Annotated in this window: 8 protein-coding genes; 2 read left to right on the top strand and 6 right to left on the bottom strand. The window is 70.1% G+C overall.

The genetic code is table 11. From position 1 onward, the window contains the following. Positions 1 to 330, top strand: a 330-nt coding sequence (locus tag VTU_RS0103425; protein ID WP_138927776.1) for a GMC oxidoreductase, incomplete at its 5' end; no start/stop codon positions are given. A gap of 49 nt (positions 331 to 379) precedes the next feature. Here the strand turns inward: VTU_RS0103425 and VTU_RS0103420 are convergent. The 3 genes from VTU_RS0103420 to VTU_RS0103410 all read right to left on the bottom strand — a co-directional run bounded on the left by VTU_RS0103420 (position 380) and on the right by VTU_RS0103410 (position 2,920). Further along, positions 380 to 901, bottom strand: a complete 522-nt coding sequence (locus VTU_RS0103420; protein WP_029554062.1) for a flavin reductase family protein — start codon at positions 899 to 901, stop codon at positions 380 to 382. A 28-nt stretch (positions 902 to 929) separates the two neighbouring features. Then, on the bottom strand, positions 930 to 1,523 hold the full coding sequence (locus VTU_RS25510; protein ID WP_010100782.1) for a flavodoxin family protein: 594 nt from the start codon (positions 1,521 to 1,523) through the stop codon (positions 930 to 932). Between the two features lie 65 nt (positions 1,524 to 1,588). Next, positions 1,589 to 2,920, bottom strand: a complete 1,332-nt coding sequence (locus VTU_RS0103410; RefSeq protein WP_010100781.1) for a D-amino acid dehydrogenase — start codon at positions 2,918 to 2,920, stop codon at positions 1,589 to 1,591. A 112-nt stretch (positions 2,921 to 3,032) separates the two neighbouring features. On the opposite strand from VTU_RS0103410, the gene VTU_RS0103405 reads away from it, so the two are divergent. Then, positions 3,033 to 3,944, top strand: a complete 912-nt coding sequence (locus VTU_RS0103405; protein WP_010100776.1) for a LysR family transcriptional regulator ArgP — start codon at positions 3,033 to 3,035, stop codon at positions 3,942 to 3,944. A gap of 25 nt (positions 3,945 to 3,969) precedes the next feature. Here VTU_RS0103405 and VTU_RS0103400 read toward each other — a convergent pair whose 3' ends face one another. From VTU_RS0103400 to VTU_RS0103390, 3 genes are all read right to left on the bottom strand, one after another. Continuing rightward, a complete protein-coding gene (locus VTU_RS0103400) occupies positions 3,970 to 4,392 on the bottom strand; it encodes a universal stress protein (protein WP_010100774.1) in 423 nt (140 codons plus the stop codon). 111 nt (positions 4,393 to 4,503) lie between these two features. Next, complete coding sequence (locus tag VTU_RS0103395) at positions 4,504 to 5,349, bottom strand: metallophosphoesterase (protein WP_010100772.1); 846 nt, start codon at positions 5,347 to 5,349, stop codon at positions 4,504 to 4,506. A gap of 96 nt (positions 5,350 to 5,445) precedes the next feature. Next, on the bottom strand, positions 5,446 to 6,158 hold a 713-nt coding region (locus tag VTU_RS0103390; RefSeq protein ID WP_010100770.1), incomplete at its 5' end, for an amidohydrolase family protein.

The raw sequence follows: 6,158 nt of genomic DNA, 5'->3' as shown, positions 1-6,158 counted from the left end.
GTGGCCCAGCCCGCGCTGGCGCGCTACCAGCCGCAGGAGTGGAGGCCCGGAGCGCAGTTCCAGAGCGACGCGGATCTCGCGCGCCTGGCCGGCGATATCGCGAGCACCATCTTCCACCCCGTGGGAACCACGAAGATGGGCCGCGCCGGCGATCCGATGGCGGTGCTCGACGCGCAGCTGCGCGTGCGCGGAATCGCGGGGCTGCGCGTGGTGGACGCGGGCGCCATGCCGAGCATCCCCAGCGGCAACACGAATGCGCCCACGCTGATGCTGGCCGAGCGGGCCGCCGAGTGGATCAGCGAAGCGGCGCGCGCACCCCGGGACGCGTAATCAACGCGCGCGGGCTCTGCCCAGGAGTTCACCCGGGCAGGCCGCCGCATCACAGCGGGTGCTCGGTATAGAAGCGCCCCCCGTGGTAGAGCAGGGGCGATGCGCCTGCACGGTGTTCGCAGCGCTCGACCTCGCCCACGAAGATGGTGTGGTCTCCCTCCTGGTAGCGGCTGCGGTTGAAGCATTCGAAGGTGGCTGCGGCGCCGACCAGCAGGGGCGCGCCGCTGATTCCGGGGCGGTGCTCCAGGCCGTCCCAGCGGTCGATTCCGCGTGCGGCGAAACGCTCGGCCAGGGTCTTCTGGTCTGCGGCGAGCACGTGGATGGCGTAGTGCGAGCCGTTGGCAAACGCGGACAGGCTGCTCGCGCCATGCGACAGGCTCCACAGGACCAGCGGCGGATCGAGCGACACCGAGTTGAAGGAGTTGGCCGTGAGCCCCACCAGAGCGCCCGCCGCGTTGCGCGCGGTGACGATGGTCACGCCCGTGGCAAACATCCCCAGCGCCGTGCGAAATTCGCGGCGCGAGAAACTCGGGGGCAGCGCCAGCACAGGGCGTGGAAGAGATCGGTTCACGGGCGGTGCGCGCGCAGGGGGCAGGTATTCATGGCCGTAGCGCGTCCGTGGAGCGCGCCGCTGCCTGGAAGAAGTCGTTTGCCTCAGCGACGGCGCGCGCATCTGCCTGCACCGCGCCGGGTGGCCCGCCCTGCCCCCACAGCGCGCCGCCCCAGCGCATGCCCAGGAACTTGGCGCACAGGATGAGGGAATCGATCATCGGCTGCGCCCGGGCGCGGTCGCCGCTGGTGGTGATGAGCGACAGGGTCTTGGCACCCATGGGCTCCTTGAAGGCCAGACCCGGAACCCGCATCCAGGCGCTCCAGTGGTCCAGATAGGTCTTGAGCGGCGAGGGAATGCTGTACCAGTAAACGGGCGAGACGAACACGATGTGCTCAGCCGCCAGCGTGGCGTCGAGCAGTGTTCTCATGTCCCCCTCGGGGGGCTGGTAGCTCCCCGTGGTGTGGCGCTGGTCGATGAAGGGCGGCAGGTCCATGTGCGCCAAGTGGTGCCAGGTTTGCGTGCTGCCAGCGGGCAAGGTGTCGGCGGCCCGGCGTGCCAGCCATTCGGTGTTGCCCACCTGACCCGGCGCGCGGCTGGAGGTGCTGAGAAAGAGATGCTGCAGACAGTGTGGTGTGGACATGGCCGGGATCGTAGCGCTCCCGGCCCGTGTCTGCTACCGTCCGCCGCCTGGCGCCGGCTCTCGGCTCAGGCCGCGACCACGGGGCTGCGCGGCGCGGCCGCCACGGCGCCCAGAAAGCTGAAGTTCATGCTCGGCTGCTCGCCGCTGATGAGCGCTGCCAGCGCCTTTCCCGAACCCGCGCCATGCGTCCAGCCCAGCGTTCCATGGCCGGCGTTCACCCACAGCCCGCGCACGCGCGTCTGGCCGATGAACGGGATGTTCGTCGGCGTGGCCGGGCGCAGGCCCGCCCAGTGCTGCGGGTTGCCGCCCTGCTCCGGCGCGCGCGTGTCGCACACGCCGGGCAGGACTTCCTCGATGCGCTGCGACAGCATGCGGCAGCGCGCCCTGGCCACGGCGCCGTCGAGCGACAGGTCGAAGCCGCCCAGTTCGATGGTTCCGGCCACGCGCAGCGTATTGCCCAGGCGGCTGATGGCGATCTTGCGGCTGTCGTCGATGCTCGACACCAGGGGCGCGGCGTCGGGTTGCAGCAGGGGGAACGTGGCGCTGTAGCCCTTGCCGGGGTAGATCGGCAGGTCCACGCCGACGCCGCGCAGCAACGGCGCGCTGTAGGAGCCGCAGGCGACGACGACGGCGTCGGCCTGCAGCACGAGGCTGCTGCCCGCGCCGGGTTCGCGCGGCATGGTGGCGACGGAGTCGATGGCGTCGCCGCTCCGGTTGAGCCGCAGCACGTCGTGGCCGTACAGGAACTGCGCGCCGCGCGCCGCGCAGCGGCGCGCGAGCTCTTGCGTGAAGACGCGGGCGTCGCCGCTTTCGTCGGTGCCGGTGTAGGTGCCGCCGACGATGCGCGCGCCATAGGGCCTGAACGCGGGCTCGATTTGCAGCAGTTCCTCGCGGCTGATCAGGCGGCGCTGCACGCCGTGCCGGCGCATGAGCTCGGCCGCGTGGCCCGCGGCGTCGAACGATTTCTGGTCGGTGTAGAAGTGGACGATGCCGCGTTCGAGCCGGTTGTATTCGATCCCCGTGGTGCGCACCAAGTCTTTCAGCGCGGCGTGGCTGTACGCGCCGAGCGCGACGATCTGCGCCACGTTGCGCTCGAACGCCGCGTCGTTGCACTGCGCGAGGAACTGCAGGCCCCAGCGCCATTGCCGCCAGTCCCACTGCGGGCGCAGCAACAGCGGGGCCTGCTTGTCGAACATCCATTTGAGGGCCTTGAGCGGCGCATCGCGGTTCGCCCAGGGCTCGCAGTAGCTCACCGAGATCTGCGCTGCGTTCGCGAAACTGGTCTCCAGCGCAGCGTCGGGCTGGCGCTCGACGATGGTGACCCGGTGGCCGCGCTCGAGCAGGTGCCAGGCCGTGCTCACGCCGATGATTCCGGCGCCTAAGACAATGGTGTTCATGCGGGGCAGTGTGCGCGAGATTGCGCGCGGCCAAAAGCAAAATTAAACTTGTTCCAAAAACATCAGCGCATCTAATCCCTTATCTCCACCGGGCCGGCGTGCCCCGCAGACCATGAGCACCTACGATCCAGTCGCCCTGGAATGCCTTGCCGCCATCGTTGAAGAAGGCGGTTTCGAGCGCGCTGCGCAGCGCCTGAACGTCACCCAGTCGGCCGTGTCGCAGCGCCTGCGCGCGCTCGAAGCGCAGGTGGGCTCGGTGCTCATCGTGCGCAGCCGGCCGCTGCGGGCCACGCCGGCCGGGCGGCTATTGCTCAAGCACACCCAGCAGCAGCGGCTGCTGCGCGCCGACCTGGAGCGCGACTTGCAGGAACTGACGCCGCACACGCCCGACGGCACGCGCGAGGACGAGCGCATCTCGATCGCCATCAACGCCGACAGCATCGCCACCTGGGCCATGGGCGCGCTGCACGACCTGGTGCGCCAGCATCTGCCGCTGGAAATCATCGTCGACGACCAGGACTTCACCCAGGAATGGCTGCGCTCGGGCCAGGTGCTCGGCTGCGTGACCACGCTCGAACAGGCGCTGCGCGGCTGCAAGATGCTTCCCCTGGGGGCCATGCACTACGTGGCCGTGGCGTCCACGGACTACGCGCAGCAGTACCTGCCGCAGGGGCTGACGCCGCATAACTTTCGCGAGGTGTCGTTCCTGTCGTTCAACCGCAAGGACGATATGGCCGCGGAATTCGTCGCGCGCGCGTTCGGGCTCCACCGCGTGGCGCTCAAGCACCTGTTCGTTCCGGGGTCGGAGGCGCAGATGCGCGCCGTGGCCGCAGGCTGGGCCGTGGGCGTGGTGCCCGAGTTGCTGGCGCGCGACCCGATCGCAAACGGCAGCATGGTGGACCTGGCGCCCGGCAGGTCGCTGCCGATCCAGTTGTACTGGCATTGCTGGAACCTGGAATCGGAACTGCTCGACACCCTGTCGCGTGCGCTCATGCGCGCCGCAACCCGGTCGCTGTCCACCTGAACGGACCGGACCCGGGCCCGGTCCGTCAGCGCACGAGCAGCACGGGAATCTTGCTGTGCGCCAGCACCCGCGTGGTGACCGCGCCGAGCACCAGCGTGGCAAGGGCGCCATGGCCGTGCGAGCCCATGACCAGCAGGTCGAAGCGGCCGGTGTCGGCCACCTTGGCAATGGTCTCGCCAATCGCGCCCACCTTGACGCAGCGCTTGGCCTCGATGCCATGGCGTGCGAGAAACTTGCACACCGGAGCGAGGATCGCTTCGGCCTCTTCCTCGTAGTAGGCGTCCACGACCTCCTTGCCCAAGGCGGCGCGTGCCCGTGCGGGCAGCGGGGGCTGCACCGTGAGCAGGGTGTACGCGTGGCTGTTGCCGAGCAGGTCCTCGTGCGTGCTCAGATAGGCCAGCATTTTCTTGGTATAGGCGCTGCCATCGACGGCGAGCAGGATGTTCATGGTGTTCTCTCCGGGAAGGGATGGCGCAGACTACGCTGCGCGGGCGCCTGGCTTCTTGACCTGGGTCAGGTTTTTTTCTGTGCGCAGCGAGCCATGCCCGCCGCGCGCCGATCATACGGCGATCGAGCCGCGCGGCTGGAACGCCGTCTGCTCGCCCTTGCGCGCGTAGCCCAGGGGGTTGGCGACCACACGGCATTGCCAGGCGGAACCATCGCTGCGCGTGCCCTGGACCCAGTAGTCGCTGGGCGCGTGCAGGTGCCCGTGCAGCCACAGCCGGGCCCGCGCGAGCAGCGCGTCGAGCGCGTTGCAAAAGCCCGCGGTTGCGGGAACCAGCCCATAGCGCGGGTCGGCGCTGCGCAGGCTGGGGGCAAAGTGCGTGACCACGACGGTCGGCCCTGCGAACGGTACCTGCAGCGCGGCCTCGAGCCATTGCTGGCAGGCCAGCGCCTGCGCGCGCATGGGTTCGGCGAGAAACGGCACCCCGGCGCGCGTCCCCCCGGTCCTGCGCAAATAGAAGTTGGCTGCGCGAAAGGCCTTGTCGCGCAGCTTCAGCCGCAGCCCGGGGTCGTTCGGGCCTGCGCCGCCGGCGAGCGCGTCGAAGTCGCTCCAGAGGGTGGTGCCGACGAAGCGCACGCCCTGCAGCAGCACGCTCTCGCGCTCCAGCCAGGTAATCCCCAGGCGCTCGCAGGTGCACCGCAGCCGCTGGTGCGCGGCGTCGAAGTCCAGGGCGTCGTATTCGTGGTTGCCGGGGACGAAAAGCACTGGCGTGGGCCAGCCCGCGTACTGCGGCAGCGGCGAGAAACGGGCCAGGCCAAAGTCGTCGTCGCCGAGCTGCGATCCGGGCTGGTACGAGCCGATGTCGCCCGCGAGCACCAGCACGCTGGCGTCCGGGGTCGGTTCCGGAACGAAGTGCGGCTGCACCTCGAGGTGCAGGTCGGACAGGAGCTGGATGTTCATTCGGGGCGCGCTTCGGGCGCTTGGGGTGGGGGCTACGGGGCCCCATTTCATCAGAATCACCGGCCCCACCAGCAGCCGGGTGTGGGCACGCGCGGCTCAGGCCCCGCGCACGAGCATGCGGCCCGCGCGTGCGCGCACCCCGGCGGAGTCGCCGCCGCGGTAGGTCAGCACGCCGTTGACGAACACCTGGTCGATTCCCCGGCTCAGGCCGCGCGGCTGCTCGTAGGTGGCGGTGTCGGCGATGCTTGCGGGGTCGAACACCACCACGTCGGCCATGGCGCCCGCGCGCAGCAACCCGCGCCCGGCGATGCGCAGATTGCGCGCCGTCATCCCGGTCATTTTGTGCACCGCCTGCTCCAGCGTGAACAGGCGGCGCTCGCGCCAGTAGCGCGCGAACACGCGCGGGAACGTGCCCCACAGGCGCGGGTGCGGGTGGCGGTCGTGCGGCAGGCCGTCGCTGCCGATCATGCTCAGCGGGTGCGCGATGACGCGCTCCACGTCTTCTTCGTGCATCTGGAAATAGCAGGCGCCGCCGGGCTGGAGCCGCAGGCAGGCCTGCTGCTCGGTGCAGCCCCATGCGCGCGCGATGTCGGAGAGCAGGCGGCCCGCCATCCCGGGGTGCGGGTCGGACCAGGTGAGCAGCACGTCGATGACGCCGTCCACCAGGTCCTCGCGCAGCAGGGTGGATCCGGCCACGTAGGGGTAGGCGTCGAGCGCGATCCTCTGGCGCTGCGCGAGCGCCTCGATCAGCGCCAGCGTCTCCCGCGTGCGGCCCCAGTTCGCGCGCCCGGCGCATTTGTGGTGCGAGA

The sequence above is a fragment of the Verminephrobacter aporrectodeae subsp. tuberculatae At4 genome (assembly GCF_000193225.1).
Classification (GTDB): domain Bacteria; phylum Pseudomonadota; class Gammaproteobacteria; order Burkholderiales; family Burkholderiaceae_C; genus Acidovorax; species Acidovorax aporrectodeae.
Note: the sequence above shows the minus strand (reverse complement) of the source record. Positions and strands in the feature narration are given on the sequence as shown.

Coding starts and splice junctions, on each gene's coding strand:
- VTU_RS0103405 (WP_010100776.1), top strand. CDS start 3,033: ATGAGCACCTACGATCCAGTCGCCCTGGAATGCCTTGCCGCCATCGTT.
- VTU_RS0103395 (WP_010100772.1), bottom strand. CDS start 5,349: ATGAACATCCAGCTCCTGTCCGACCTGCACCTCGAGGTGCAGCCGCAC.
- VTU_RS0103400 (WP_010100774.1), bottom strand. CDS start 4,392: ATGAACATCCTGCTCGCCGTCGATGGCAGCGCCTATACCAAGAAAATG.
- VTU_RS0103410 (WP_010100781.1), bottom strand. CDS start 2,920: ATGAACACCATTGTCTTAGGCGCCGGAATCATCGGCGTGAGCACGGCC.
- VTU_RS25510 (WP_010100782.1), bottom strand. CDS start 1,523: ATGTCCACACCACACTGTCTGCAGCATCTCTTTCTCAGCACCTCCAGC.